Annotated in this window: 28 protein-coding genes; 10 read left to right on the top strand and 18 right to left on the bottom strand. The window is 60.0% G+C overall.

All coding sequences use genetic code 11. The annotated features are described in order from the left end of the window. The 3 genes from AB5Y99_RS18085 to AB5Y99_RS18075 all read right to left on the bottom strand — a co-directional run. Positions 1-1655 (bottom strand): retention module-containing protein (locus tag AB5Y99_RS18085; RefSeq protein WP_368210374.1); only part of this gene is annotated, 1655 nt, incomplete at its 3' end. Positions 1656-1886: 231 nt separating this feature from the next. After that, entirely contained in the window at positions 1887-3548 is a 1662-nt protein-coding gene (locus tag AB5Y99_RS18080) for a putative transporter (protein WP_005335335.1), read from the bottom strand. 127 nt (positions 3549-3675) lie between these two features. Continuing rightward, positions 3676-4311 carry a hemolysin III family protein gene (locus AB5Y99_RS18075; RefSeq protein ID WP_323889981.1) on the bottom strand — a complete coding sequence of 212 codons (636 nt, stop codon included), beginning with the start codon at positions 4309-4311 and terminating at the stop codon, positions 3676-3678. Positions 4312-4486: 175 nt separating this feature from the next. Here AB5Y99_RS18075 and AB5Y99_RS18070 point away from each other — a divergent pair, with 175 nt between their 5' ends. The 3 genes from AB5Y99_RS18070 (at position 4487) to AB5Y99_RS18060 (ending at position 6980) form a co-directional block, all read left to right on the top strand. Beyond that, a complete protein-coding gene (locus AB5Y99_RS18070; RefSeq protein ID WP_368210371.1) occupies positions 4487-5992 on the top strand; it encodes an aminotransferase class V-fold PLP-dependent enzyme in 1506 nt (501 codons plus the stop codon). Positions 5993-6107: 115 nt separating this feature from the next. After that, entirely contained in the window at positions 6108-6659 is a 552-nt protein-coding gene (locus tag AB5Y99_RS18065) for a septation protein A (protein ID WP_279488322.1), read from the top strand. Positions 6660-6683: 24 nt separating this feature from the next. Next, positions 6684-6980 (top strand): YciI family protein, encoded by a 297-nt coding sequence (locus AB5Y99_RS18060; protein ID WP_323889972.1) that lies wholly within the window; start codon positions 6684-6686, stop codon positions 6978-6980. A gap of 79 nt (positions 6981-7059) precedes the next feature. Here AB5Y99_RS18060 and cysQ read toward each other — a convergent pair whose 3' ends face one another. The 11 genes from cysQ to rpoE all read right to left on the bottom strand — a co-directional run bounded on the left by cysQ (position 7060) and on the right by rpoE (position 16731). Further along, positions 7060-7815: a 3'(2'),5'-bisphosphate nucleotidase CysQ gene (cysQ, locus tag AB5Y99_RS18055; RefSeq protein WP_368210378.1), complete on the bottom strand. Its 756-nt coding sequence runs from the start codon at positions 7813-7815 to the stop codon at positions 7060-7062. A gap of 214 nt (positions 7816-8029) precedes the next feature. Further along, complete coding sequence (gene pdxJ, locus AB5Y99_RS18050) at positions 8030-8767, bottom strand: pyridoxine 5'-phosphate synthase (protein ID WP_005340919.1); 738 nt, start codon at positions 8765-8767, stop codon at positions 8030-8032. A gap of 84 nt (positions 8768-8851) precedes the next feature. Further along, positions 8852-9562, bottom strand: a complete 711-nt coding sequence (recO, locus tag AB5Y99_RS18045; protein WP_005335391.1) for a DNA repair protein RecO — start codon at positions 9560-9562, stop codon at positions 8852-8854. Further along, positions 9563-10462: a GTPase Era gene (era, locus tag AB5Y99_RS18040; protein WP_042053921.1), complete on the bottom strand. Its 900-nt coding sequence runs from the start codon at positions 10460-10462 to the stop codon at positions 9563-9565. Further along, positions 10459-11130 (bottom strand): ribonuclease III, encoded by a 672-nt coding sequence (gene rnc, locus AB5Y99_RS18035; protein ID WP_005335394.1) that lies wholly within the window; start codon positions 11128-11130, stop codon positions 10459-10461. The genes era and rnc overlap by 4 nt, the downstream gene beginning before the upstream one ends. Beyond that, positions 11131-12054: a signal peptidase I gene (gene lepB, locus AB5Y99_RS18030; RefSeq protein WP_005335395.1), complete on the bottom strand. Its 924-nt coding sequence runs from the start codon at positions 12052-12054 to the stop codon at positions 11131-11133. A gap of 3 nt (positions 12055-12057) precedes the next feature. After that, positions 12058-13851, bottom strand: a complete 1794-nt coding sequence (lepA, locus tag AB5Y99_RS18025) for a translation elongation factor 4 (protein WP_005335396.1) — start codon at positions 13849-13851, stop codon at positions 12058-12060. A 116-nt stretch (positions 13852-13967) separates the two neighbouring features. Continuing rightward, complete coding sequence (locus AB5Y99_RS18020; protein WP_368210376.1) at positions 13968-14429, bottom strand: SoxR reducing system RseC family protein; 462 nt, start codon at positions 14427-14429, stop codon at positions 13968-13970. A gap of 93 nt (positions 14430-14522) precedes the next feature. After that, positions 14523-15503, bottom strand: a complete 981-nt coding sequence (locus AB5Y99_RS18015; protein WP_005335407.1) for a MucB/RseB C-terminal domain-containing protein — start codon at positions 15501-15503, stop codon at positions 14523-14525. A gap of 21 nt (positions 15504-15524) precedes the next feature. Continuing rightward, entirely contained in the window at positions 15525-16127 is a 603-nt protein-coding gene (locus AB5Y99_RS18010; protein WP_005335409.1) for an RseA family anti-sigma factor, read from the bottom strand. 22 nt (positions 16128-16149) lie between these two features. After that, the gene (gene rpoE, locus AB5Y99_RS18005; protein WP_005335411.1) at positions 16150-16731 is read right to left on the bottom strand and encodes an RNA polymerase sigma factor RpoE; all 582 of its coding nucleotides are present in this window, start codon (positions 16729-16731) and stop codon (positions 16150-16152) included. Positions 16732-16913: 182 nt separating this feature from the next. On the opposite strand from rpoE, the gene nadB reads away from it, so the two are divergent. Further along, positions 16914-18521: an L-aspartate oxidase gene (gene nadB, locus AB5Y99_RS18000; protein ID WP_005354382.1), complete on the top strand. Its 1608-nt coding sequence runs from the start codon at positions 16914-16916 to the stop codon at positions 18519-18521. A gap of 155 nt (positions 18522-18676) precedes the next feature. Here nadB and AB5Y99_RS17995 read toward each other — a convergent pair whose 3' ends face one another. Beyond that, complete coding sequence (locus AB5Y99_RS17995; RefSeq protein ID WP_368210370.1) at positions 18677-19069, bottom strand: protein YgfX; 393 nt, start codon at positions 19067-19069, stop codon at positions 18677-18679. A 19-nt stretch (positions 19070-19088) separates the two neighbouring features. After that, the gene (locus tag AB5Y99_RS17990; RefSeq protein WP_064335569.1) at positions 19089-19358 is read right to left on the bottom strand and encodes a succinate dehydrogenase assembly factor 2; all 270 of its coding nucleotides are present in this window, start codon (positions 19356-19358) and stop codon (positions 19089-19091) included. A 111-nt stretch (positions 19359-19469) separates the two neighbouring features. Between AB5Y99_RS17990 and ygfZ the strand changes: the two genes are divergently transcribed. Further along, positions 19470-20378, top strand: coding sequence for a tRNA-modifying protein YgfZ (gene ygfZ / locus AB5Y99_RS17985; RefSeq protein ID WP_204477671.1), 909 nt, complete (start codon positions 19470-19472; stop codon positions 20376-20378). A 6-nt stretch (positions 20379-20384) separates the two neighbouring features. On the opposite strand, the gene AB5Y99_RS17980 is transcribed toward ygfZ, so the two are convergent. Further along, positions 20385-21266, bottom strand: a complete 882-nt coding sequence (locus AB5Y99_RS17980; RefSeq protein ID WP_368210366.1) for a LysR family transcriptional regulator — start codon at positions 21264-21266, stop codon at positions 20385-20387. A gap of 125 nt (positions 21267-21391) precedes the next feature. Between AB5Y99_RS17980 and AB5Y99_RS17975 the strand changes: the two genes are divergently transcribed. Further along, on the top strand, positions 21392-21838 hold the full coding sequence (locus AB5Y99_RS17975) for a PACE efflux transporter (protein ID WP_201991994.1): 447 nt from the start codon (positions 21392-21394) through the stop codon (positions 21836-21838). A gap of 162 nt (positions 21839-22000) precedes the next feature. Here AB5Y99_RS17975 and AB5Y99_RS17970 read toward each other — a convergent pair whose 3' ends face one another. Further along, positions 22001-22357, bottom strand: coding sequence for a hypothetical protein (locus AB5Y99_RS17970; RefSeq protein ID WP_005362699.1), 357 nt, complete (start codon positions 22355-22357; stop codon positions 22001-22003). 244 nt (positions 22358-22601) lie between these two features. Between AB5Y99_RS17970 and cutA the strand changes: the two genes are divergently transcribed. From cutA to AB5Y99_RS17950, 4 genes are all read left to right on the top strand, one after another. Then, on the top strand, positions 22602-22919 hold the full coding sequence (gene cutA / locus AB5Y99_RS17965; protein WP_127005989.1) for a divalent-cation tolerance protein CutA: 318 nt from the start codon (positions 22602-22604) through the stop codon (positions 22917-22919). Next, positions 22916-24715 carry a protein-disulfide reductase DsbD gene (locus tag AB5Y99_RS17960; RefSeq protein ID WP_368210364.1) on the top strand — a complete coding sequence of 600 codons (1800 nt, stop codon included), beginning with the start codon at positions 22916-22918 and terminating at the stop codon, positions 24713-24715. Before cutA ends, AB5Y99_RS17960 begins: the two co-directional genes overlap by 4 nt. After that, entirely contained in the window at positions 24705-25196 is a 492-nt protein-coding gene (locus AB5Y99_RS17955) for an N-acetyltransferase (protein ID WP_201991991.1), read from the top strand. Before AB5Y99_RS17960 ends, AB5Y99_RS17955 begins: the two co-directional genes overlap by 11 nt. 70 nt (positions 25197-25266) lie before the next feature. Next, a complete protein-coding gene (locus tag AB5Y99_RS17950) occupies positions 25267-25680 on the top strand; it encodes a hypothetical protein (RefSeq protein WP_204477674.1) in 414 nt (137 codons plus the stop codon). Positions 25681-25686 lie beyond the last annotated feature (6 nt).

Raw genomic sequence — 25686 nt, 5'->3', positions numbered from 1 at the left:
GCCAGGTCGGTGTAGCTGCCCTCGTTCACGGTGACGCTGGCAGTGCCTTCGAAGCCCGGGGTCGGCGTGAAGGTGCCGGTCCAGGTCTTGCCGCCGTCAGTGGTCTTGAGGTCGGTAACAGTGCCGCCCACCACGGTCAGGTCGCCCACTTCGAAGCCCTTGACCTGCTCGCTGAAGGTGAAGGTGACCTCGCTGGTCTCGCCCACGGTCAGCTTGTCGTCAACGATGTTGACCACCACGCTCGGGGCGGCAGTATCCAAGCTGTAGCCTTCGCTGTCGGTCGCAGTGGCACTGTTGCCCGCCGCATCGGTGCTGGTCACGCTGGCATCGATGCTCTGGTCTTTATCGGCCACTAGGTCACTGCCCGCCACCAAGATGGTGAAGCGGCCATTGGCGTCCACCGGACCGGTGTATGCGGTGTTATTGACGGTCAGGGTAACGATGTCGCCTACCTTGAACTCGCCGCTCACGGTGCCACTGACCGGGATCTGCTGACCCGCTTCGGCGGCGTTGATGACATCGTCGTCGGTGATATTGGCATCAAGTGCGATGGTCAGGTTAGGGGCCTTGCTATCCACGCTACCATCGTCGGTCGCAGTGCCGGTGTTGCCAGCCGGATCGGTGACGCTGGCCGTCACCTGATAGCTGCCTTCCGCCAACGGGGTGGTGACATCCACGCTGTAACCACCACCCGGTTGCACGGTGGCAGTCAGGGTTTGTTGAGTGCCATTGGCATCGGTCACGACCAAGGTAACAGTGCTGCCCGCCGGGGCATCCGTCGTACCGGTAATGGTCGGGGTGGTGTCGTTGCTGTTGTCCGGCGCATCGACGGTGATCACTGGAGCGGTTACATCCACACTCCCTGAATCAGTAGCACTACCTGTATTCCCCGCCGGATCGGTCACTGTGGCAGTGACGGTATAAGAGCCTTCAGCCAAGGGGGTAACCACATCCACAGTGAAGGTGCCAGTGGGTGTGACGATCGCGGTCAGGGTTTGTTGATTACCGTTTGCGTCGGTGACCAGCAAGGTCACAGTGCTGCCAGCAGGAGCATCCGTGGTTCCGGTCAGGGTCGGAGTGGTGTCATTGGTGTTATCTGGCGCAACGACGGAGATGGTGGGCGGAGTCAGGTCAAATACCTCATCTTCGCCAGCAGCACCAAGCGGTAGCTCACCATTGGCGTTGTAGGTGGTATCGAAGGTGGCTTCAGCAATGGTTGCGGAACCGGTACGGTCGATGGTGACAAAACCGCCGTTGCCACTGGCACCGGCGACGCCCCCAATACCGCCACCGCCGGCGGCAGGTGCACCGCCGGCTGCAGAGGCTTCAAAGGCCTGAGTCGGGTCAGCCCCACCCAAGATCGCCTGTTGCAAGGCATTGATATCATCAGGAGTACCTGCAGCGCCGTTTTGCGCCAGCTGGGGAGCATCCCCCTCTTCGGCAGGCTCACTCTGCTCGCTGGCTGGTTGCACATTGAACGACTGTCCGCCGCCCATGAAACTGGCGCCATCCGGCGACATGATCACCGCCCCTTTCGGCAGCACATCACCTTCAGCCAACAGCTTCCGGCTGCCATCTGCGGCAACCAGATAAATTTGTCCTTTGAGTTGGGTTACGGTTACGCCCTGTTCCAAGGTAACGGCATTGGTGATCATGTTCTCTCCTGAATCCTGATTTGAATGCAATAAGCCACAGCCTACTTTGCAGACTGAGGGGAAAAATAACCAGCTCGAAAATTCGAAAGGATAGACCGATTTGAGGCTGAACTGTTCAGCCAGACAGAAGTGTATAAAGCGAGGTTACGAGAATAGCAAAAACCAAAATTATCAATAAATTACAGAATGATGACGGGAGCATGACAAAGCATGCTCCCGTCAGGATTAACCCTAGGCTCCCGCCCAGAGGATGATAGCCAGCAACTGTGGCGAGATGATCCGCAGGAACATCACCAGCGGGTAGACAGTGGCATATGAGAGCGCACTGGCGCCACTGGTCGGGTGCATTGCGTTGGCAAAGGCCAGCGCGGGAGGATCTGTCATGGAGCCGGCCAGTAAACCGCACAGGGTCAGGTAGTTCATCTTGCCGTAGAGGCGCGCCAGCACACCGACTACCAGCAGCGGGATCAGGGTAATCGCCATACCGTAGAGCATCCAGGCTGGGCCATCACCGTTGATCAGGGTATCGACGAAGCCGGCACCGGACTTGAAGCCGACCACCGCCAGAAACAGCACGATCCCGATCTCCCGCAGCGCCAGGTTGGCGCTGGGTGGCATAAACCAGTAGAGCTTGCCGATGCTGCCGATCCGCGACAGGATCAGCGCCACCACCAGCGGCCCACCCGCCAGACCCAATTTGAGAGCGGCCGGGAAACCGGGCAGGTAGAAGGGGATGGAGCCGAGCAATACGCCAAGGCCAATCCCGATAAATACCGGCAACATCTGCACCTGTTGCAGCTTTTGTTGCACGTTGCCGACCACATTGGTGACAGCTTCGATGGCATCGAGACGGCCAACTAGGTTGAGGATGTCACCAAACTGCAGGCTTGTCTGGCTGGTCGGCACCAGTTCGATACCGGCACGGTTGAGGCGCGAGATCACCACGTCATAGCGCTGTTTAATGTCCAGATCGCGGATCTTCTTGCCAAGAACCTGCTCGTTGGTCACCACTACTCGCTCGACGCGCAGATCGGTGCCCCGGGTCGAGAGCGAGGTCTCCACCTCCTCCCCCAACACCAGCAACACCTTGTGCAGCGCGTGGCGCTCACCCACCAGATGTAACAAGTCACCCAGTTCGATACGGGATTCCGGCCGTGGCACCATCAGCTCGTCGCCCCGTTTGAGCCGTGAACAGATGACATCAGACTCGTCGAGACTCGGGATCTCGCTCAGCATCAGGCCGTGCATATTGGGGTTGCGCACCGCGATGTTGATGGTCTGCAAGCTCTCCTTGGTTTTACCGGTTTGTAGCTCGAACTGGGCGGCTTCATCGTCGATCTTGATGCGAAAGAAGACCCTGACCAGCCACATGGTGAGCAAAATGCCACAGATACCAAACGGATAGGCAACCGCATAGCCCATCCCCATCAGGCCGGTAGAACCGGGCGCGGCGCCCAGCTCGGCCAGGATCTGCTGGCCCGCACCGAGAGATGGCGTATTGGTGACGGCACCGGAGAATACCCCCAGAATGACCGGCAACGGCACATCGAAAAATTGATGCAAGCCAGCGGCCACCACGCAGCCAAGGATGACCAGCAAAGCGGCAAAGGCGTTGAGTTTGAGACCCGAACTGCGCAATGACGAGAAGAAACCCGGCCCGACCTGAATGCCGATGGTATAGACAAACAGGATCAGGCCAAATTCTTGAATAAAGTGAAGCGTTTGTGCATCCAGCGCGAGATCGGAGGCGCCTGCAAAGTGACCCACTATGATGCCGCCGAACAGCACCCCCCCTATTCCCAAGCCAACGCCATAGACTCGCCAGTTTCCCAGCCAGAGTCCTAGCACTGCCACCAGCGACAACATGCTGATGGAAAGCGCGATTTCACTCATTTCGTGCATCCTTTGCGAATTGAACTGGCCCTAGCTTGTCAGCAAACGCTGATGCCAACTGTGTGATACCGCACGAATTTATCCTTTTACGCGCTAAAAATACCAATTAAGGGCTAGTTGCAAGACGTTAGGCGACGTAGCCGTAAATGGCCATAAAGTGACAAACGCTGCCACCCAGCACAAAGAGATGCCAGATGGCATGGTTATAGGGGATCTGCTTGGCCACATAGAAGATGACCCCGAGGCTGTAGATAAGGCCGCCAAGCCCGAGCAGCAGCAGCCCCTCACCGGCCAGATGGATATAGAGTTGGTAGATGACCACCAGCGACAGCCAACCCAGCATCAGGTAGGTAAAAAGCGACAACTTCTTGAAGCGGTTGATAAACACCAGCTTGAACACCACGCCAGCCAGCGCCAGGGCCCAGATCACCACCATCAACCCCTTCGCCAGCGGCGTGTCTAACGCGACTAGCAGGAAGGGGGTATAGGTGCCGGCAATCAGCAGATAGATGGCGCAGTGATCAAACACCTTGCACCAGCGTCTGGCCCGCCCTTCCGCCATGCTGTGATAGAGGGTCGAGGCGAGATAGAGCAGCACCAGACTTCCGCCATAAAGGCTGTAGCTCACCAGCGCCTGTGTACCCTGACTCCATCCCTTGATGAGCAACAGCACCAGCCCGACAATCCCCAGCAACAATCCCGCACCATGACTCAGCCGGTTTGCCAACTCCTCCCGGGGGGAGTAATCCATCACACCACTCATAACATCGACTCCACAATAACTGTGGCTCACTCTACCCAGCGCCATTTCGGAGTACAAGTGTTCGCTTAAAAAATGGAGTGGCTGTCACCTGCCAACCTTTGGTGTATGCTCTGCCGCCGATGCCCGAGACAAGCGGCATAGACACCTACCCCGGTGACCTGGTCTGGAGAACCTGATGAAGTTGACTGAGCTGTTTGCACAAGCGGATCCCGCCTTTGGCGAGGCGATGAACACCTTGCTGGAGAGCTTTCACCACTCCGACGACAGTCAGGCCCCCTACCAGCGCGACCTGTTCACCCACCAGCTCGATCAATCCCGCATGCCAGCAGTCGGCCAACCTATCGAGGAGTATCTGGCGCGGCTGGCTACTCTGGTGCCCGGAGCCTCACACCTCACCTCACCACGCTACATGGGCCACATGACGGCGCCACTGCCGGCCTATACCGCCGAGCTGTCACGCCTGCTGGTGATGCTGAACCAGAATCCGATGAAGATGGAGTCCTCCCGCCTGCTCAGCTTTCTGGAGCGGGAGGTGCTGGCCAAGCTGCACCGCCTCATCTATGGCAGGGATGATGCCTTCTACGGCGAGCAGATGCATGCCAAGGATGCCGCCCTCGGCGTCATGACCAGCGGTGGCACCATCGCCAACATCACCGCCCTCTGGCTGGCCCGCAACAGCGCCTGTGGCGACAACCTGTTCGCCCTCTATGAGCAGGGCTATCGCGGCGCCGTCATTCTGGGCTCCCGCCTGATGCACTACTCCTTCGACAAGGGGATGGATCTGCTGGGATTGGGCGCCCGCAGCGTCTGGCGCCTTGAGACTGACGAGCAGAACCGGCTCAGTCTGGCTGCGCTGGAGCAGGCACTGATCCAGTGCAAGGAACAGAAACTCAAGGTGCTGGCGCTGATCGGCGTGGCGGGCAGTACTGACTTTGGCTCCATCGATCCGCTACCAGAACTGGCGGCCATCGCCGAGCGCGAGCAGATCCACTTCCACGTGGATGCCGCCTGGGGCGGCCCGACCCTCTTCTCCCCCCGCTATCAAAACCTGCTAGCCGGGATCGAGCGCGCCGATACCGTCACCCTGGATGGCCACAAGCAACTGCTGGTGCCGCTCGGTACCGGCATGCTGCTCTGCCGCCAGCCCGACCTGATGATGGCAGTCAAACGAGAGGCGCCCTACGCCATTCGCGCCACCTCGTTCGATCAGGGTCGCTTTACCCTGGAGGGCACCCGCCCGGCCAATGCCCTCTATCTGGATGCCGCTTTCCAACTCTTCGGCCAGCAAGGCTACGCCGAGCTTATCGAAGCCAACTACGACCGCGCCCGGCTGATGGCCGAGCTCATCGAAAGCGACCCCGCCTTCGAGTTGATGTCGGCACCGGTGATGAACCTGCTCTCCTACCGCTGCATCCCGCCCCATCTGCAGGGCAAAGCACTGGACGAAGCGGCCAACGCGCAGCTCAACGACTTCAACGTGGCACTGCAAAAAGCCCAGCGGGCCGAGGGGCACAGCTTTGTCTCCCGCACCCAACGAGCGGTGGTACGCTACGGTGCCCAACCGCTCACCCTGCTGCGCGCCGTGCTGCTCAACCCTCTGATTGAAGAGCGCCATATCCGCGACCTGCTGGCGGATCAAAAACGGCTGGGCGAGCCCCTTGCCCGCCAGCTATTTGGCTAGCGCCGAGCCAGGGAACTGGACGTAAATTGGGCGGTCTTATTCATTTGCCGTTGCCCATCGGGCAGGTAAACTGGACAAAATTTTGAGATCCATTCTTGAGGGCTACGCGCCAGACATGAAGCAATTTATTGAATTTATTCCACTTATCGTTTTCTTTGCGGTCTACAAGTTTTACGACATCTACATGGCTACCGGCGCACTGGTGGTGGTCACCGGTCTGCAACTCGCCTATAGCTGGATCCGCTACCGCAAGGTCGAGAAGATGCAGCTCTTTACCTTCCTGCTGGTTGGCTTCTTCGGCGGCCTCACCGTGTTTTTCCACGATGACACCTTCATCAAGTGGAAAGTGACTGTCATCAATGTGCTGTTCGCACTGGGTCTGCTCATCAGCCGCTACGGCTTTGGCAAGAATCTGATCAAACAGATGCTGGCCAAGGAGCTGCAAGCGCCCGATGCAGTCTGGGACAAGGTCAATCTCGGCTGGGTCGGCTTCTTTACCGTCTGTGGTCTGCTCAACCTCTACGTGGCATTCAACATGCCGCAAGAGATGTGGGTCAACTTCAAGGTGTTCGGCCTGCTGGGGATGACGCTGGTCTTTACCCTGCTGAGCGGCATCTATCTCTACCGCCACATTCCGGCTGAACAAAAAGAGCAGCTGAAAAAATAACCCTCATCAGAAAAGGATCCTCTCATGTGGTATCTCATCTACTCCGAAGATGTCCCCGATAGCCTGCCACTGCGCAAGCAGGTTCGCCCTGCCCATCTGGCCCGACTGCAAGCCCTGCAGGATGAGGGTCGCCTGCTGACCGCCGGCCCCAACCCGGCTATCGATGCCGAGGATCCGGCTGATGCAGGCTTTACCGGCAGCACCGTCATCGCCGAGTTTGCCTCGCTGGCTGACGCCCAAACCTGGGCCGATGCCGACCCTTATGTGACCGCCGGTGTTTACGCCAAGGTCACCATCAAGCCGTTCAAAAAGGTCTTCTGACCCGAAGCGCATAGCGAAATAAAAAAGGCCGGACTGGAAGTTCACTCCAGTCCGGCCTTTTTGCATCCCGACATCAGGCTTACGCCCTAGCGACAAACCAGGGGTTGAGAATATCGGGCTTATTGTAGACAAGGGACGAGCCATCGAGTTGGGTGACGCTGCCACCGGCCCCCTCCAGCACCGCCTGCGCAGCGCCGGTATCCCACTCGCAGGTGGGGGCGAGGCGCGGATAGAGCTCGGCGCCCCCCTCGGCAATAATGCAGAACTTGAGGGAGCTGCCCATGGAGACCAGCTCGAGCTCGCCAAAAGGAGCCAAGAAATCGAGGGTCTCCTGCGACAGGTGGTTGCGACTGCCCACCACTCGCCACGCCTCGCCTTCACGATGAGGCCGGGTCTGGATAGGCTCGCGCTTGCCATCGGCGATGCGCCAGGCACCGAGACCCTTTCCGCCATACCAGAGCTTGTCCAGCACAGGGGCATAGACCAGCCCCCAACGCGGCGCCCCCCCTTCAATCAGCGCGATATTGACGGTGAACTCGCCGTTGCGCGAGACAAACTCCTTGGTGCCGTCGAGGGGATCCACCAGCCAGTAGCGGGACCAGCAATGACGCACCGCCATCACCTCGGGCCCTGACTCCTCCGACAGCACAGGGATATCAGGAGTCAGCCGTGCCAACGCCTGCACTATCACCTCATGAGCCCCCTTGTCGGCCGCGGTCAGCGGACTCTCGTCGCTCTTGTACTCCACAGCGAAGGGCTGGCTGTAGATGGCCATGATGGCCGCCCCCGCCGCGCGGGCGACAGGTTCAAGTTCGGTGATATCGGGGTGGTACAGGGGATGATCCATAACAATCTCGTCCAACTCACAGGGTCAACCAGTGTAACCCTTTTGACATCAACTGCTTATAGCCGATTGTGCTGGGTTATTACAGCTCGGTGGCCGCCAGCCCATTGTCCTCACTTGAACAACACCTGAAATAACAAAGGACGCCGTGGCGTCCCTTGTTATTTCTAGCGGCCAGTCTCAGGCCGCGGGCCTATTTTGCAACTCAGATCCCCTGACGGGCTTCCTGCATCAGCAGGCGCATATCGCTCACGGCCTTGGCCAGGCCATCGAAGGCGGCGCGGCCGATGATGGCGTGGCCGATGTTGAGCTCATAGAGCTCGGGGATGGCGGCGATGGCCTTGACGTTGTGGTAGTGCAGGCCGTGACCGGCATTGACCTTCAAGCCCTTGCCAGCGGCATAGGAGGCACCGGCGGCGATGCGCTTGAACTCGGCGTTACGCTCGGCATCGGTGGTGGCATCGGCGTAACGGCCGGTATGGATCTCGATAAAGGGGGCGCCACTCTCGGCAGCCGCATCGATCTGGATGGGATCGGCATCGATAAAGAGCGAAACCTGGGCCCCCACAGCGGAGAGACGGGCAACAGCGTCAGTCACCTTGGCCAGCTGACCGGCCACGTCCAGACCGCCCTCAGTGGTCACTTCGGTGCGCTTCTCCGGCACCAGACAGACGAAGTGGGGCTTGATGCGGCAGGCGATGCCGATCATCTCTTCGGTCACTGCCATCTCCAGGTTCATTCTGGTCTGGATAGTCTGGCGCAGGATCTCCACATCGCGGTCGGTGATGTGGCGGCGATCTTCACGCAGATGCACGGTAATGCCATCGGCCCCGGCCTGCTCGGCCACGAACGCGGCCTGTACCGGATCAGGATACTGGGTGCCACGGGCGTTGCGCAGGGTGGCGATATGGTCGATGTTCACACCCAGATAGATTTCACTCATTGAGAACTCCTTGAAAGGCTTCATCTGTTGACTGCGCGGTCAGCGAATAACACCGCGCCAATATCCGTATGTCTGTAATCTGTGTCAGCCTTGCATACTGGCTTTGCGTTTTAAAAACAGCTCCCGGCTCTTTAGCTGGCGCTTGCCCAGATAGGGTTGCAGTGCCAATCGGCTGAAACGTTTGGCCGCCTGCAGCAAGGGAGGGGTATCGAAACGTCCCTCGGCAAAGGCGAGCAGGTGGGCACCGAGAAACAGGGTACGGGGATCCGGCGCCCGCTCGCAAGCAACAAAGCCCAATTCACGCTCGAAGCCATAGAGCAGGGTCGGCTCGATGGGCGACTCGTCGTCCGCCGTGTATTCGAAATCCACCGCATAACCGAGCGCCTGCAACAGCAGGAACTCGAAGCGACGCAGCGGCAGCTCCGGCGTCTCGCCGTCGGCCAGCGCCATGATGGCACGAGCATAGGCGTCGAATACTTCGGGGAACGGGGTGTGCGCTTCCAGCAGGTAGTAGACCAACTCGTTGAGATAGAGGCCGTAGAAGAGGCGATCGCCACCGAGACGCAGGGAGTGATCCGGGCATTCGACCTGGGTGAGGTTCTTGAGATCCCCCTTGCCGCGCCAGGCGATGGTGAGCAGGGTAAAGGGTTGCAGCAGCCCCTTGAGAGGGGAGCGTGGCCCGCGAGAACCGCGAGCCACCAGAGTAAATCGGCCACTATCCTGGGTGAAGACCTCGACCAGCTGGCTGGTCTCCCGATAGGGCCGACTGTGGATGACGAAAGCCGGGGTCAGCAATCAGTCGTCGCCATACCCGAGGCTGCGCAGGGCGCGCTCATCGTCAGCCCAACCGGATTTGACCTTGACCCACAGCTCGAGGTGCACCTTGTTCTGGAACAGACGTTCCATATCGAGGCGCGCTTCGGTGCCTATGGTCTTGATCTTCTCGCCCTTGTTGCCGATGACCATCTTCTTCTGGCCATCGCGCTCGACCAGGATCAGGCCGTGGATGTGGTAGAGGCCGTTCTCTTCCACCTTGAAGCGCTCGATCTCCACCGTCACCGAGTAGGGCAGCTCCTCACCGGTGAAGCGCATCAGCTTCTCGCGGATGATTTCGGAGGCCATAAAGCGGGAGGAGCGGTCAGTCACGTAATCTTCCGGGAAGAAGTGGACGTTTTCCGGCAGCAGATCCTTGGCCCACTCGCGGATCTTCTCCACGTTGGTGCCCTTTTCGGCACTGATGGGCAGAATATGGGCGAAGTTCATCTGTTGGCCCAGCCACTCGAGGTGGGGCAGCAGATCTTCTTTCTCTTTGACGTTGTCGATCTTGTTGACCGCCAGCACCACAGGGCACTTGAGATTGCGCAGCTTGCCCAGCACCATCTCGTCATCTTTGGTCCAGTGGGTACCGTCGACCATGAACACCACCATGGCCACATCACCCAGCGAACTGGTGGCGGCACGGTTCATCAGGCGGTTGATGGCCCGTTTCTCTTCAATGTGCAGACCCGGGGTATCCACATAAATGGTCTGGTAGTTCTCCTCGGTGTCGATCCCCAAAATCCGGTGACGGGTGGTCTGGGGCTTCTTCGAGGTGATGCTGACCTTCTGGCCAAGCAGCTTGTTGAGCAGGGTGGACTTGCCCACATTCGGGCGGCCCACGATGGCGACAAAGCCGCAGTAGGTGGTATCTGTCATGACAGTTTTTCCAATGCTTGCTGCGCCGCGGCCTGTTCGGCCTTGCGACGGCTGGTGCCGACCCCGACGAGGGGACCATCCAGACCTTCCACGTCACACTGGACAGTGAACTCCTGGTTGTGGGCCTCGCCCTTGACGTTGGTCACGGTGTAGGTCGGCAGGGATTTGCGGCTTCCCTGCAAAATTTCTTGCAGACGGGTCTTGGGATCTTTCTGCTCGATGCCCGGCTTGATCTCTTCCAGGCGGCTGGCGTACCAGCTCAGCAGCAGTGTCCGCACCGTCTCAAGATTGGTATCCAGATAGACGGCACCGATCACCGCCTCGACCGTATCGGCCAGAATGGATTCGCGGCGAAAACCGCCGCTCTTGAGTTCGCCGGGACCGAGGATCAGGTGATCCCCGAGGTCGAACTCCCGGCCCAGTTCGGCCAGGGTCTTCTCGCGCACCAGGGTGGCGCGCATCCGGCTGAGATCCCCTTCCGCCGCTTGCGGGAAGCGGTGGAACAGATCGTCGGCAATCACCAGACTCAAAATGGAGTCACCCAGAAATTCCAGTCGCTCATTGTGACGGGAACCGGCGCTGCGGTGAGTCAGCGCGCGGGTCAGCAGTTCCAGATCCGCAAAGACATGCCCGAGACGGGACTGCAGTCTGTTCATCTTGATATTCATTTACTTGATTCCGCCAATGCGGTTGAAGCGCACACCTGTCGGTACCCAACTTGGCAGCAGGGAGCCTTCTTCGCGCTCGAATTCAAAACTTATCCAGATAGCGACCGCCTTGCCGACCAGATTCTGCTCGGGCACAAAGCCCCAGAAGCGGCTGTCGGTACTGTTGTCGCGGTTGTCACCCATCACGAAATACTGGCCTTCCGGTACCACCCACTCGTCGGGATAGGTGCCGGGCTGGCGATAGTAACGGCCAACCATGTCGGGCATCAGCGGATTGCGCAGGGTCTCGTGGGAGACATCACCCAACTGCTCGGTATAGCGGTCAAGGGGGATCCCCATCTGGGTAAATTCGCCTCTTTGTTCAAACTTGACGTCGAGCTTCTTGAAGCCCGGGCACGTTTTCCCTTCCTGCTCTTCGCACTTGGGCCGGATCATCAGCTCCTTGTTGCGATAGATAACCCGATCACCCGGCATGCCGACCACCCGCTTGATGTAGTCAACGCGCGGTTCAAGGGGATACTTGAACACCACCACGTCGCCACGCTTGGGCTCGCCGGTCTCGAGGAACTTGGTGTTGGTCACCGGATCCCGCAGACCATAGGCAAATTTTTCCACCAGGATGAAGTCGCCCACCAGCAGGGTGGGCATCATGGAACCTGACGGGATCTGGAACGGTTCAAAAATGAACGAACGCAGGATCAGCACAAAGGTGATGACCGGGAAGACCCCGGCGGTCTGTTCAATCCAGACCGGCACAGGGGCGACCTTGGCCAGGGTCTTCTCATCCAGGTGGGCACCGCCATGGGCACGAGCCACGGCAATCTTGGCGGCGCGCTGCTTGGACCAAATCATCTTGTCCAGACACCAGATAACACCGGTGATCGCGCAGACCACCACCAGGATCAGGGAAAACGTGCTTGCCATCTATTAATCCTTTCCGACGTGGAGAATCGCGAGGAAGGCTTCCTGCGGCACGTCGACACGGCCGAGGGACTTCATCCGCTTCTTACCTTCTTTCTGCTTGTTCAGCAGTTTCTTCTTACGACTCACGTCACCACCGTAACACTTGGCGGTTACGTCTTTACGCAACGCCTTGACGGTGCTGCGAGCGATGATCTGGTTGCCGATGGCCGCCTGAATGGCGATATCGAACATCTGGCGCGGGATCAGCTCACGCATCTTCTCCACCACCTGACGACCGCGATACTGGGCGTTGTCCTTGTGGGTGATGATGGCCAGGGCATCGACGCGCTCACCGTTGATCATGATGTCCAGACGGACCATGTCGGAGGTTTCGAAACGCTTGAAGCCGTAGTCCAGCGAGGCGTAACCGCGACTGGTGGATTTCAGACGGTCGAAGAAGTCGAGCACCACTTCCGCCATCGGGATTTCATAGGTTAGCGCCACCTGCTTGCCGTGGTAGACCATGTTGGTCTGCACGCCACGCTTCTCGATACAGAGGGTGATCACGTTGCCCATGTACTCCTGCGGCAGCAGGATATGACACTCGGCGATCGGCTCGCGCATCTCCTTGATGCTGGTGATGGCGGGCATCTGGGCCGGGCTGTCGATATGGATGGTGGAGCCGTCGGTCAGCTCGATCTCGTACACTACGGTCGGCGCCGTGGTGATCAGATCCAGATCGTATTCACGCTCCAGACGCTCCTGAATGATCTCCATGTGCAGCATGCCGAGGAAGCCACAACGGAAGCCGAAGCCCAGCGCAGTGGAGCTCTCCGGTTCGAAGAACAGGGAGGCATCGTTCAGGGAGAGCTTGTCGAGGGCGTCACGGAACGACTCGTAGTCATCGCTGGAGATAGGGAACAGACCCGCATAAACCTGCGGCTTCACCTTCTTGAAGCCAGCCAGCGCCTTGTCGGCACCGTTCTTGGCCTGAGTCAGGGTATCGCCCACCGGCGCGCCGTGGATGTCCTTGATACCGCAGACAACCCAACCTACCTCGCCGCAACCCAGACCCTGGGTATCCACCTGCTTGGGCGTGAAGATACCGATACGATCGACACCCCACACCTGACCGGTGCTCATCACCTTGATCTTGTCGTTCTTCTTCAGGGAACCGTTCTTGATCCGCACCAAAGAGACAACGCCCAGATAGGAGTCGAACCAGGAGTCGATGATCAACGCCTGCAGCGGGGCATCCGGGTCACCTTCCGGCGCCGGGATCTTGGCTACGATCTCTTCCAGCACCAGGTCAACACCCAGGCCGGTCTTGGCGGAGCAGCGCACCGCATCAACCGCATCGATACCGACGATGTCTTCGATCTCCTCGGCAACCCGCTCGGGTTCTGCGGCCGGCAGGTCAATCTTGTTCAGCACCGGCACCACTTCCAGATCCATTTCCATGGCGGTATAGCAGTTGGCCAGAGTCTGTGCCTCAACCCCCTGGCCGGCATCCACCACCAGCAGCGCCCCTTCACAGGCCGCCAAAGAGCGGGAGACTTCGTAGGAGAAATCCACGTGGCCCGGGGTGTCGATAAAGTTCAGCTGGTAGGTGTTACCGTCTTGTGCCTGGTAGTTCAGGGTCACACTCTGTGCTTTGATGGTAATGCCGCGCTCGCGCTCCAGATCCATGGAGTCAAGCACCTGAGCCTGCATCTCGCGGTCGGACAAGCCACCGCAAGTCTGGATCAGACGGTCCGACAGGGTCGATTTACCGTGGTCGATGTGCGCAATAATCGAAAAGTTACGAATGTGTTTCATCGAGCAAGAGTCACTCAAAATTAGTTAAGGTCAGTTATGGAGGCGCGATTTTACTGGATAACCCGGCTGACGGCCATTCTTTAGTCGCCAGCGCCAGTGAAATAGCGCCTGTTCAGTCAGGGGAGGATGCGGACAGGGACGACCACGCCGAGCATCTGTGGGCCGTAACGCCCCTGATCCAGGCGGTTGGAAAAGTAACGAACCAGTAAAAAGCCCAGCACGCCCCCCAGCAGGCAGCAGAGAATGGTAATTCCCTCCCCGCCCGAGAGCAGCGGTGCCAGCCAGAGCTGCCCCAGCAAGGCGCCGGCCAACAGGCAGAAAAGCGGCAGCACATAGACCAGCGCAGCCCCGCGCAGCAGACTCTCCTGCGGGATACCGAGCCTCACTTGCTGGCCAACCCGCACCTCAGCGGTCAGCCTGACCCGCAAGCGGGGAGCTTTCAGGGGAAATGCCTTGGCCACGGTGCCGGTGCCGCAGTTGGATTGCTGCTGACAACCACTGCAGGCGGAGCGACGCTCGCACTCCACCCAGGCATGGTCATCCTCAATGGCCACCACGGTCGCCAGCTCTTCACTCATCTCATTCACGGCAACACCTCGGGTTCACACAATCAGGGGATCTGACCACGACACACCACGCTCGGCAAGCGGGAAACAACCCCGCATCCCCCGTTACTGCACTGCTTCGTTGCGGGCCAGCGGCTGGACCGACTCGGCAATCCGTTTGGCTGTCTCGGCAGGCACTTCCCCGACCACGGTGATCTCGACGCCTACCTCGTTGACATAGCTCACCAGCGAGGTCGCCCCCTGGCGGATCAGCTGCTGGCGCACCGCCTGCTTGGGATCGACCCGGGAGACGTAAACCGAGAGATCCACCAGCCCGTCGGAGAGCATCATGTAATCCACCGGCATACTGGTGGTCACCAGCTGGTGCCGGTCTTGCGACAGCACCTTGAAGCCATCGGGCAACCAGGTGATCTGCCAGTTCAACTGCTGTTGCGGCGCCGGATAGGCATCCTCCAGCGCCAGCGCCGGAGGCTGCTTGCTGTTGGCCAGCTTCACCAGCCAGGGGGCCGGTTTGCTCTGCAGATCCAGTTCGACACCAAGTACCTGCTCCACCAGATTGCCTTCCCGCTCGACCATGTCGATCCGCAGCAGCAAGTGGCTCTGCTCGTCAATCCAGAGCACGAAACCATATTTATCGGCCTCTTTAGGCACCAGCCTCACCACCTGCGCCACCACACCGGCAACCCGGCTGCGGCCGGCCAGCACAGGATCATAGCTCTCCAGCACCTGTGCCAGCGGCATCTTCACCAGGGTCGACCAGATGCCGGGGAAGCGGGCATCCTTCAGGGTATAGGGATCGTGGCTGTTTTCAAAAAAGGTGTATTCGTTCTGGCGCTGGAGATACTCGATCGCCTTACCGTCGAGGTAACTGAGGTGGGCCACTTCCTTGCCGTTGATCACGGCATGGCTGATCCGGATCGGTTCAAGACGCCCCTGACGGGCCTTGACCATGGACAACTCGAAATTCTGTTGCTGCACGGCACTCTGCATCTGCTGCAACAAGGCCTCGGCCGACTTATCGTCGGCCGAGGCCTTGGCACTGATCAGCAGGAGAGAGGCCAGCAAAATACGGCTGGACTGGCGCACGTTTGTATCCCTGACAATTCGTTATTGTTGGATCTGTCTGTCTTGCAACAGGCGCTGCTGCAACTGGTGGTCACGCAGGAAGGCGTTGATCCGCTCCCGCTGCTCCTGCATCTGCTGTTCGGTCAGCCCCTGCTGACGGGCACGGGCACCGTCCTGTTGCGGATAGTGAACACTCACAGGCGCCGCACTGCCACCGATTGGAATGGTATTGAGCACCGGATTGGCCGGAACGCCATCCTGTCCCTGATACTGCTGCACCCCGAAGATGACGGCAGCGGCCACAGATGCCGCAATGGCATATTGACCCAGTTGCTGACCGACACGGCGGAACAACGGAACCACATTAGAATCTGTCTTGACCGGTGCAACGGCAGGTTGCAGCACGGGAGCCGTCTCGACCGGCTTGGGTGCCAGTATGGTGGGCTCATCCTCCAGCGCAGCCATGATGCTGTCACTGAGATCCAGTTGCAGATTGACCGGCAGATCACCCCGCATGGCATCGCCGATCAGGTGGTAACGACCCCAGGTATCTTGCAAGTCGGAGTCCATCTCCAGCTCGTTCAGTACCTCTGCGTCACTCAGGTCACCATCCATCAGGGCAGAGATTTGCTCTTTATTTGCCATAAGTTAACCCGTCTTTCCCCAGTTAATTCTCGATCAGAGGTTGCAGCTTTTTATCGATTGCTTCCCTCGCCCGGAAGATACGGGATCTGACCGTACCCACTGGGCAATCCATGATTTCGGCAATCTCTTCGTAGCTCAGCCCTTCCAGTTCGCGAAGGGTGATAGCTGTCCTCAGGTCTTCCGGCAATGCCTCTATGGCTGAAAACACGGTGCGTTTGATCTCGTCAGTCAGCGCCAGGTTTTCAGGGGTTGAGACCTCTTGCAAGGCTTCACCACCACCATAAGACTCCGCTTCGTCAGCCTCCACATCACTGCTGGGCGGCCTGCGCCCCTGGGAGGTGAGATAATTCTTCGCCGTGTTCACGGCAATTCGGTACAACCAGGTGTAAAAAGCACTTTCGCCACGGAATGTCGGCAATGCACGGTAGGCTTTTATAAAGGCCTCTTGCGCCACATCGGGCACATCACCGGGATTGTTGACATACCTGGCAACCAGGTTGACCACCTTATGCTGGTATTTTTTTACCAACAGGTTGAAAGCTGCTTTATCGCCGCGCTGGACCCGTTCAACCAGCTGTTCGTCCAGTAGATTCTGGTCGCTCATCAGAGCCGTAAAACCCCCATCAGGTTATCGTTTTTCTTTTCCGGCCCTTCCTAAGCGCACAAGTTCAGACAGGGAGAATCAGAGAAAGTTCGCTTCAATTGAAAAAAATGTGATGCAGGCTGCATCCTCGCCCTCGCTTGGGCTACCATGGTGCCAGTTCTTAATCCAGGCCAATGATACTTATGAAAGCAAGTGTTGAATACCTTTGCGATGTACTGATCATTGGCAGCGGTGCCGCTGGTTTGTCCCTCGCGTTGCGATTGGCAGACCACGCCAAAGTCCTGGTTCTGAGCAAGGGGCCCATCAGTGAAGGGGCCACTTTCTATGCGCAAGGAGGCATCGCTGCCGTTTTCGACGAAACCGACAGCATCGAATCCCACGTGAGCGACACGCTCAACGCGGGCGCCGGGTTGTGTGACCCGGCAGTGGTGGAGTTCACCGCACGCCACGCCCGCGAGTCCATCCAGTGGCTCATTCAGCAAGGGGTCCCCTTCGATCAGGAGGAGAACGCCGACGGCGAGTCCCAGTACCACCTCACCCGGGAAGGGGGCCACAGCCATCGCCGCATCTTCCACGCGGCGGATGCCACTGGCAAGGCGGTGCAACTGACCCTGATCGATCAGGTGCGCGCCCACCCCAATATCCAGCTGATGGAGCGCTTCAACGCGGTCGACCTCATCACAACCCGCAAGCTCAACCTGCCGGGCAACAAGGTACTGGGCGCCTACGTCTGGAACCGCAACGCCGAGCAGGTCGAGGTGATCCGCGCCCGTTTCGTGGCACTGGCCACCGGCGGCGCCTCCAAGGTCTACCAGTACACTTCCAACCCGGATGTGAGCTCTGGCGATGGCATCGCCATGGCATGGCGGGCTGGCTGCCGGGTGGCAAACCTGGAATTCAACCAGTTCCATCCCACCAGCCTGTTCCACCCCGATGATCCCAACTTCCTGCTGACCGAAGCGCTGCGTGGCGAGGGGGCCTATCTGCGCCGCCCGGACGGCAGCCGCTTTATGCCGGAGTTTGACGAGCGGGCCGAGCTGGCGCCGCGCGATATCGTCGCCCGCGCCATCGACCACGAGATGAAGCGACTCGGCGCCGACTGCATGTATCTGGACATCAGCCACAAACCGGCCGACTTCATCATCAAGCACTTTCCGACCATTTATGAGCGCTGCCTCGCGGTTGGCATCGACATCACCAAGGAGCCGATGCCCATCGTTCCAGCCGCCCACTACACCTGTGGCGGCGTGATGATCGACAACAACGGCCAGACCGATATCCCCGGCCTCTACGCCATAGGTGAAGTGACCTACACCGGTCTGCACGGCGCCAACCGTATGGCCTCCAACTCCCTGCTGGAATGCGTGGTCTATGCCCATCAGGCGGGGGCCGACATTCTGGCCAAGCTGCCGATGAGTGTGGAGCCGCCGCGCCTGCCGGTGTGGGACGAGAGCAAGGTGGAAGATTCCGACGAACTGGTAGTGATCCAGCACAACTGGCACGAACTGCGGTTGATGATGTGGGACTACGTGGGGATAGTGCGTACCAACAAACGCCTGGCCCGCGCCAAGCGCCGCATCGACCTGCTCAAGCAGGAGGTGCAGGAGTACTACGCCAACTTCCGCGTCTCCAACAACCTGCTGGAGCTGCGCAACCTGCTGCAGGTGGCCGAGCTTATCGTCAACTGCGCCCTGCAGCGCAAGGAGTCTCGCGGCTTGCACTACAACCTGGATTATCCGGATATGCTGCCGGACTCCAAACCGACCGTGCTGACCCCGGAGCGGGATTAATCCCCCTTCCTGCCAAGCGTTGCAGCTATCAGTGACCCCGCCCCGGCGGGGTCACTTGTTTTCAACCGCTTTTCAGCCCCAAAAAGAGTGCCGCCAGCCACATGGCAGCAGCTTATCGCGGTAAATCAGCGCATGGTCATCACGGAAAGCAGGTGTCAGCGCCGAGACGGCAGAAAGTGGATGGCTCGCGCCAGCAGGCGGTAATGTTCGGGGGGAAGGGCATCGGAGAAGAGCCACAATTGCCGTGGCGACGCCGATTCAGAGCCTTCCGGCTCGGGGCAAAGCACCAGCCTGAGCACGCCGGGCAAAATGCGGCTTTTCTTGCCGAGCTGATAGCGGCAACCTTGCCACTGTAGCCACTGACCATCCCAGACAAGCTCGAACGGGGGCTCGGCGAGCGCCCGCCAGCTCAACCAGAGCGCCGCCAGCCAGACGGGCAGCAACAGCGCCCACTGCCAACCGGCAATCAGGCCAGCCACCGGCCAGAGCAGCAACAGAAAGAGGGCCACCAGCAAACATTGCTGATGGCGGGAGGGGTGAACCGTCATGATCACCCGCTCCACGGTATTACCCCCGGCGGTCGTGGCGCGCCTGATTGCGCTCCAGGATCATCGGGATCATGGCGGCAAATGCGGGATCGGCAGGGACACCATGACCCATGCACCATTTGAACAGATCCGGATCGTCGCTCGCCAGCAGGCGGATAAAGGTCTGCTGATCGGCTTCGCTCAGGGAGTCGAACTCGTGTTCGAAAAAGGGCATAAAGATCACATCCAGCTCGAGCATACCGCGACGGCAGGCCCACTTCAGGCGGGATTTTTCAACTGGGCTCAACATGGCACTCTCCTTACAAAGACCGGGGGATGGTACCAGCTGGATTTTCCGGCTGACAAACATTAGTTACGTCTTTACCATGCAGCTCACATACTTTCTCTCTGGAATACCATCGTGAGCCTGCAACCACCTGTTTTTCCTGCCGAGCCGACCCGCTTCCCCCTGACCAAGCTGGCCATCACCCGTATCAGCGGCCAGGATCGCGCCAAATATCTGCAAGGTCAGGTCACCTGTGATGTCAACGCCCTGCAACCGGGGCAACAGACCCCGGGCGGCCACTGTGATCCCAAGGGCAAGCTGTGGAGCAATTTCCGCCTGCTCTGCCTCGACGACAGTCTGCTGCTACTGACCAGCTCTTCGGTGCTGGAGCGCCAACTGCCGGAGCTGAAGAAATTTGCCGTCTTCTCCAAGGTGGAGATTGCCGCCGACGAACGCCACGCCACCGGTCTGGCTGGCAAGGGCACAGATGCGTGGGTCGCCGCGCAGTTCGGCCTTGAGCAGAGCGGTCTGATCGACGGCGGCATGGCGGTGAAGATTGAGCAGGATCGCTGGCTGCTGGTGAGCAATCAGCAAGCCGACGCCCTTCCGCAAGGTGACGAGTCACTCTGGTGGGGGCTCGAGATCAAGGCTGGCCTGCCACACATGGAAGCGGTGCATCAGGGGGAGTTCATCCCGCAGATGCTCAACCTGCAGGCGCTGGACGGCATCAGCTTCAACAAGGGCTGCTACATGGGACAGGAGACCGTGGCCCGCGCCAAGTATCGCGGCGCCAACAACCGCGCCCTGTTCCTGCTGGCGGGGACTACCGGCGAGCCGGTCACCAGCGGCGATACCCTTGAGCTGCAACTGGGTGACAACTGGCGCCGCAGCGGCATGGTGCTCAACGCCTGGCAACAGGCCGGGCAGGTGTGGCTCACCGCCGTACTGCCGAAGGATACCGAGGCTGACGCCCAATTCCGCCTCAAGCAGGACGAAGGCTCCCGCCTCACCCTGCAACCCCTGCCTTACGCCCTGACCGAGTAAGGTCGGCTAGCGAGGCACCCGCGCCAGCAGTGCCTCCTTCAGCCAGCGCCCCGCCTGCCCCAGCGGGCGGGCGCGATGCCACTGCAGCTCCAGCGCCAACGCATGGCTGGCGATAAAGTCGGGCTCCAGCACCACCACCTCGCCCCGCTTCAGCGGTTGATGCAGCAGAAATTCCGGAATAGCGGACCAGCCAAGACCCCGTTTGACCAGCTCCAGCACCCCGAGATCCCCCTCGACCCACCACACCTGAGCCGAGATACGAAAACGCTGGCGCTCGCTCCCTTCCCGTCGGCCGGTCACCATCAGCTGACGTGCTCCCTGCAGATCGACCTCCCGCAGCGGCTGCTTGCGGGCCAGCGGATGAGCCGGTGACACCACCAGCGGCATGGTCACCTCCCCCAGCGAACGGGCGACAATCTCCCGCTGGGGATGCACCTTCTGATAACTGATGCCAAGCTGGGCCCGCCCAGTCACCAGCATCTCGGTCACATCCTCCATCAACGGGAAGAGCAGCTCCAGCTCCACGGTCGGGTAACGAGTGGCGAACTCCTCCAGCAGGGTGCCGAGCCAGGGGAGGTGGGAGTCATCATCGATGGCCAGAGTGAGCCGCGTCTCCACCCCGGCCGCCAGCTCCCCGGCAATGGATTGCAATCGTTCACTCTGCGCCAGCAGGATCCCCGCCTCCTGCACCATGCGGGCCCCCGCCTCCGTCAGCTGCGGATAGCGGCCGCTGCGGTCAAACAGGGTGAGCGCCAGATCGATCTCCAGATTGGCGATGGCGCTGCTCACCACCGACTGCGCCTTGCCCAGCTTGCGGGCGGCAGCGGAAAACGAGCCGGTTTCGGCGGCCGCCAGCAAGATCCTCAGTTGTTCCAGTGATGGCGTCATCTTATGGCCCTCCGGCAAGCTCTCTCATCCATCTATTTTAGCGATGGATACCAACATGAATCTATCGCTAAAGATCTATAGATTAACCAGCAATCCGTGAATGAACCTGATTGAGAGAGTGACTTATGCGTACCCGTAACGATCGCCTGCGCCATGCCATTGGCTTTGAATTCATTGGCCTGCTGATTGCCGCCCCGCTGGCCAGCTGGGTTACCGGGGTCGGGCTCAACCATATGGGCCCGCTGGCACTGTTCTTCTCGGTGCTGGCCACCGTCTGGAACTACATCTACAACATCGGGGTCGACAAGCTGCTGCTGAAATATCAGGGCCATACCCACAAAACCCTGTGGCAACGGGTGCTGCATACCTTCGGCTTTGAGGGCGGTCTGCTGCTCGTCGCGCTGCCGGTCATGTCCTGGTGGCTGAGCGTCAGCCTGCTGGAGGCGCTGGTGCTGGATCTGGGCTTCGTCGTCTTCTATCTGATCTATGCCTTCGTCTACAACTGGGGCTATGACAAGGTGTTCCCCATCCCCCGCGAAGTGCCGCACGGCATGCCCCAAGAGGCGCGCTAAGGCACGAATCAGTTGGATTGAAACCGAGAAGTGAAGGTCAACGAGGGAAGGCAACAGAAGAAACGATACGGCCCCACCATGGCAGACATGATGGGGCCGCAAGAGGGATCAGCGCTGGCAGGCCGGCTGATTCAGAGGTAAGGATTCAGGCCTGCCCGTCGCTCAAGCCTGGGCTTTGAGCTCTTCGCCGCTCTCGTCGGCAGCGGCAGCCTCTTCAGGCTGGGCCTGGGCGGCCTGCAGCGCTTCCAGCTCGCTCTGATAATCGCTCAGGATCTGCTGGGCAACCGCCATATCTCCCTTGTGTTTGCGCTCGAACAGATGGTGCTGCACCACGCCGTTGAGATACTCCACTGTAATGGGCTGCTCCAGGGTGGCCATCAGCTCCTCTTTCTCCAGCTCGGCATTGATTTCATCGGCGGTCGTGCGCAGCAGCCCGGCCAATTGAACCAACATGCGGCGCTCACCTTCGCGCAGCAGGCTCAACATGCGGTTTCTCTGCTGCTCATTCTGTTGGGTCATACATTTCCTTACGTCAATTGGGAACAAGCCCGCTCATTCTGCCCTGTCCCCATGACAGCGTCTATCTCATGCCCCCCACAAATTTTTGGCGCTGGCTCACAAATGGCTACAGATGCTATTTGAAGCGCCTCTGGGGTATAGTAGCCGCTGATTTTCGGGCGCTTTTTTCACCTTCATCCGCAGACAGGGATGAGACGGCAAGGGCGCCTGCCCGGTTTACCCCAACGAGGTGAAGATCCGCTTTATGACCGACGCCATTGTGGTGCTCTGCACCTGCCCAGATCAAACCAGTGCCGACCTTCTCTGCGAGCAGCTGCTGAACCAGCGGCTGGCCGCCTGCATCAATCAACTGCCGGGCATTACCTCCGTCTATCGTTGGCAAGGCAAGGTGGAGCGCGCCACCGAGATCCAGCTCATCATCAAATCCCGCCAATCGCGCTTTGCCGAGTTGCAGGCATGTATTCAAGCCAATCACCCCTATGAGGTGCCCGAGCTGCTGGCCCTGCCGGTGAGTGCCGGACTACCTGCCTATCTCGACTGGCTCAATGGGGAGACCGAATGACATTCACCCGCTTGCTCTCCCCCCTGTTGCTGCTCTATGCCCTGTTGATGACAGCGGTGGGCAGCGCCCCAGCCCACGCCAGCGGCGCCGACCTGCTCAGCTCGCTGGGTATTGAAGCCAACGCCAAGCCCAAATTTTTGCAGGTCGATGAGGCCTTTCAGATCGAGAGCGACCAGCGTGGCGATCAGCTGCTGCTGACCCTCCACATCGCCGACAACTACTACCTCTATCGCCACAGCCTGCGTTTCAAGGGGAACAACCTCACCTTCAGCGAGCCGCCCCTGCCGGAAGGCACCGAGCACGAGGATGACTTCTTCGGCAAGACCCGGGTCTACTACCAGCAGGTGAGCATCGCGGTGCCGCTAAAAGAGGTGGGGGAAAATGCCACCCTGCGGGTGCGCTATCAGGGCTGTACCGACGGCCTCTGCTACCCGCCGACCGACAAGCTGATCGATGTGGCCCCGCTGGTCACGGCAACCACAGCACCCACTGCTGAAACGGCACAAAGCGTCGCACCGGTTAGCCAGCAAGATCAGCTGGCCGCTGCCCTCGGCAATCAGGGGTTCTGGCTCAGCATCGTCGCCTTCTTCGCACTGGGGCTGGGGCTCGCCTTCACCCCCTGCGTCTTCCCCATGTACCCAATCCTGACCGGCATCATCGCCGGTGCCGGCCATCGCCTCTCTACCGGTCGCGCCTTCCTGCTCTCCTTTGTCTATGTGCAGGGGATGGCGGTCACCTACACCCTGCTGGGGCTGGTAGTGGCCTCGGCGGGCCTGAAATTCCAGGCTGCGCTGCAACACCCCTATGTGCTGATCGGTCTCTCGGTGATGTTCGTGCTGCTGGCCCTCTCCATGTTCGGCCTCTACACCCTGCAACTGCCGAGCAGTTTGCAAACCCGGCTCTCCGGTCTCTCCAACCGCCAGCAGGGCGGCTCGGTAGTCGGGGTCGCCATCATGGGGATGATCTCCGGGCTGGTCTGCTCCCCCTGCACCACGGCGCCGCTCTCGGGGGCGCTGATCTACGTGGCCCAGAGCGGCGATCTCTGGCTCGGCGGCGCGGCGCTCTATGCGCTGTCACTGGGGATGGGTCTGCCGCTGCTGCTGCTCGGCACCTCGGGTGGCAAGCTGCTGCCCAAGGCGGGCGCCTGGATGGATGTGATCAAGCAGCTGTTTGGCTTCGCCCTGCTGGCAGTGCCGATCCTGCTGCTGTCACGGCTCTGGAGCGATCAAGTTACTACCCTCGCCTGGCTTGGCTGGGGGCTGCTGCTGTGCGGCTACCTCTATCACCACAACCAGCACCAGCCCCACTCGGTGGCCAGAAGCGTGCGCGGCTTCGTGCTGTTGCTGGCGATGATCAGCGCCGTGGTTGTGGGCAAGGATCTGCTGCAACCGGCCCCCCCTGCTGCCATCACGGCGGATGCCAGTCAAACGGCGCCGCAGTTTATCCGCATCAAGACGCTGGATGATCTCAAGGTGCAGCTGGCCGCCGCTCGCGGCAAGCCGGTGCTGCTCGACCTCTACGCCGACTGGTGCGTCGCCTGCAAGGAGTTCGAGCACAAGACCTTCAGCGATCCCGCGGTGAGGGAGCGCTTCGGCCAGATGGTGCTGCTGCAGGCAGACGTCACTGCCAACGACGATGCCGATGTCGAGCTGCTCAACACCCTCAATGTGCTGGGACTGCCGACCCTCATCTTCTTCGACCGCGAGGGCAAGGAGCTGACAGGCCAGCGGGTCACCGGTTTTATGGGGCCTATCCCCTTTGCCAAACATCTCGAGATGGTAAGTGATGCACACTGAGTTGCGTCGGCTGCAGACAAGCGATGCACCTGCCTTGCAGCGGCTGTTCGAGCAGGCCCCCTCCTATCAGGCGACGGTGAGCAATGACCCTCTCTCTGCACAGGCAGGAGAAGAGGAGCTTGTCGCCTGCCCATCCGGCCTGCCTCTCTCCGACAAACATCTCATCGGCCGCTGGGAGCAGGGAGAACTCACCGCTGTCATTGATCTGCTGCGCGGCTACCCCAATCCAGACACCGCCTATCTGGGTCTGTTACTGGTGGGGGAACCCTGGCAAGGGAGTGGCCGTGGTCAGTCGCTCTATCTTCACGCCTGCACGCTGGCAAGCTCATGGGGGGCTACCCGGCTTCGCCTGTCAGTGATTGCCAGCAATGAGAGTGCTCTATCCTTCTGGCTGCGCAGAGGCTTCACCGAGTGCTATCGCCGCGAGCTGGCTGGTTATCGGGCCGAGGCCATCGTGCTGGAACGTTCACTGGAACCGTGAGCCGAGGTTTGCCGCCGCGCATTCGCGTGGCACAATCGCCCCTCTCGTTTTGCACTTGTCCGGAGTTTTGATGAAAAAGTGGTTCATCCCCCTGCTAGCCCTCTGGCTTTATGGCTGCAGTGCAGGGCCCGGTGAAGAGGATATCCGCCAGCAGGTCACCGCCAAGCTACTGGCCGAGACAGACGCCAACCTGTTCGATATCAGCGACTTCACCATCCTCGGCAAGGAGGAGCGGATGGAGGGGGTCTATCTGGTCAAGGTGAGTTACCAGCTCCACTTCAAGCAGGGGCTCGATCAGTTGCAGGTGTTGCACGACGAGGATCTGGTCTACGACCGGGTTGGCCCCTTCCAGCAGGAGATGGGGCTGATGGAGCTCGAGCGCAAATATGGCGAGTTCGAGGCGGGCCAGGTGCTGCCACAAGAGGCCAAGGTGTGGATGATGAAGGACGAACAGGGGTGGCGGCTGGCGGAACCGGCCCAATAAAGAGCT

Origin of the sequence: Aeromonas sp. R4-2, assembly GCF_040908295.1 — a bacterium.
GTDB classification, from domain to species: domain Bacteria; phylum Pseudomonadota; class Gammaproteobacteria; order Enterobacterales; family Aeromonadaceae; genus Aeromonas; species Aeromonas veronii.
The sequence above is the reverse complement of the archived record's forward strand: the minus strand, read 5'-3'. Positions and strand labels throughout refer to the sequence as shown.

Coding starts and splice junctions, on each gene's coding strand:
- AB5Y99_RS17950 (WP_204477674.1), top strand. CDS start 25,267: ATGAAAAAGTGGTTCATCCCCCTGCTAGCCCTCTGGCTTTATGGCTGC.
- AB5Y99_RS18010 (WP_005335409.1), bottom strand. CDS start 16,127: ATGGCAAATAAAGAGCAAATCTCTGCCCTGATGGATGGTGACCTGAGT.
- AB5Y99_RS17975 (WP_201991994.1), top strand. CDS start 21,392: ATGCGTACCCGTAACGATCGCCTGCGCCATGCCATTGGCTTTGAATTC.
- AB5Y99_RS17970 (WP_005362699.1), bottom strand. CDS start 22,357: ATGACCCAACAGAATGAGCAGCAGAGAAACCGCATGTTGAGCCTGCTG.
- AB5Y99_RS17995 (WP_368210370.1), bottom strand. CDS start 19,069: ATGACGGTTCACCCCTCCCGCCATCAGCAATGTTTGCTGGTGGCCCTC.
- era (WP_042053921.1), bottom strand. CDS start 10,462: ATGACAGATACCACCTACTGCGGCTTTGTCGCCATCGTGGGCCGCCCG.
- AB5Y99_RS17960 (WP_368210364.1), top strand. CDS start 22,916: ATGACATTCACCCGCTTGCTCTCCCCCCTGTTGCTGCTCTATGCCCTG.
- lepA (WP_005335396.1), bottom strand. CDS start 13,851: ATGAAACACATTCGTAACTTTTCGATTATTGCGCACATCGACCACGGT.
- rnc (WP_005335394.1), bottom strand. CDS start 11,130: ATGAATATCAAGATGAACAGACTGCAGTCCCGTCTCGGGCATGTCTTT.
- AB5Y99_RS18075 (WP_323889981.1), bottom strand. CDS start 4,311: ATGAGTGGTGTGATGGATTACTCCCCCCGGGAGGAGTTGGCAAACCGG.
- AB5Y99_RS17980 (WP_368210366.1), bottom strand. CDS start 21,266: ATGACGCCATCACTGGAACAACTGAGGATCTTGCTGGCGGCCGCCGAA.
- rpoE (WP_005335411.1), bottom strand. CDS start 16,731: ATGAGCGACCAGAATCTACTGGACGAACAGCTGGTTGAACGGGTCCAG.
- cutA (WP_127005989.1), top strand. CDS start 22,602: ATGACCGACGCCATTGTGGTGCTCTGCACCTGCCCAGATCAAACCAGT.
- nadB (WP_005354382.1), top strand. CDS start 16,914: ATGAAAGCAAGTGTTGAATACCTTTGCGATGTACTGATCATTGGCAGC.
- AB5Y99_RS17990 (WP_064335569.1), bottom strand. CDS start 19,358: ATGTTGAGCCCAGTTGAAAAATCCCGCCTGAAGTGGGCCTGCCGTCGC.
- AB5Y99_RS18060 (WP_323889972.1), top strand. CDS start 6,684: ATGTGGTATCTCATCTACTCCGAAGATGTCCCCGATAGCCTGCCACTG.
- AB5Y99_RS17955 (WP_201991991.1), top strand. CDS start 24,705: ATGCACACTGAGTTGCGTCGGCTGCAGACAAGCGATGCACCTGCCTTG.
- lepB (WP_005335395.1), bottom strand. CDS start 12,054: ATGGCAAGCACGTTTTCCCTGATCCTGGTGGTGGTCTGCGCGATCACC.
- AB5Y99_RS18070 (WP_368210371.1), top strand. CDS start 4,487: ATGAAGTTGACTGAGCTGTTTGCACAAGCGGATCCCGCCTTTGGCGAG.
- AB5Y99_RS18080 (WP_005335335.1), bottom strand. CDS start 3,548: ATGAGTGAAATCGCGCTTTCCATCAGCATGTTGTCGCTGGTGGCAGTG.
- AB5Y99_RS18020 (WP_368210376.1), bottom strand. CDS start 14,429: ATGAGTGAAGAGCTGGCGACCGTGGTGGCCATTGAGGATGACCATGCC.
- AB5Y99_RS18065 (WP_279488322.1), top strand. CDS start 6,108: ATGAAGCAATTTATTGAATTTATTCCACTTATCGTTTTCTTTGCGGTC.
- pdxJ (WP_005340919.1), bottom strand. CDS start 8,767: ATGAGTGAAATCTATCTGGGTGTGAACATCGACCATATCGCCACCCTG.